This window comes from Paenibacillus sp. USHLN196 (assembly GCF_037144955.1).
GTDB classification, from domain to species: Bacteria; Bacillota; Bacilli; order Paenibacillales; family Paenibacillaceae; genus Paenibacillus; species Paenibacillus xylanexedens_C.
Genome location: NZ_JBBCYH010000042.1, coordinates 1 through 517 on the forward strand (window position 1 = coordinate 1; position 517 = coordinate 517).

A 517-nucleotide genomic window follows, 5' to 3' on the forward strand; every position below is an offset into this window, starting at 1 on the left:
AGTACGTGGACGTAGACCCGAAACCGGGTGATCTACCCCTGTCCAGGGTGAAGGTGCGGTAACACGCACTGGAGGCCCGAACCCACGCATGTTGAAAAATGCGGGGATGAGGTGGGGGTAGCGGAGAAATTCCAATCGAACTCGGAGATAGCTGGTTCTCCCCGAAATAGCTTTAGGGCTAGCCTCGGAAAACAGAGTCGTGGAGGTAGAGCACTGATTGGGTGCGGGGCCCGCAAGGGTTACCAAGCTCAGTCAAACTCCGAATGCCATAGACTTACTTCCGGGAGTCAGACAGTGAGTGCTAAGATCCATTGTCAAAAGGGAAACAGCCCAGACCATCAGCTAAGGTCCCCAAGTGTGTGTTAAGTGGGAAAGGATGTGGAGTTGCACAGACAACCAGGATGTTGGCTTAGAAGCAGCCACCATTGAAAGAGTGCGTAATAGCTCACTGGTCGAGTGACTCTGCGCCGAAAATGTAACGGGGCTAAACACACCACCGAAGCTATGGCTTGATGCT

At 53.2% G+C, this 517-nt stretch carries 1 rRNA gene; it reads left to right on the plus strand.

Features of this window, described 5'->3' with window-relative positions:
* Nucleotides 1-517, plus strand: a 23S ribosomal RNA gene (locus WFI24_RS34205); the annotation flags it as partial.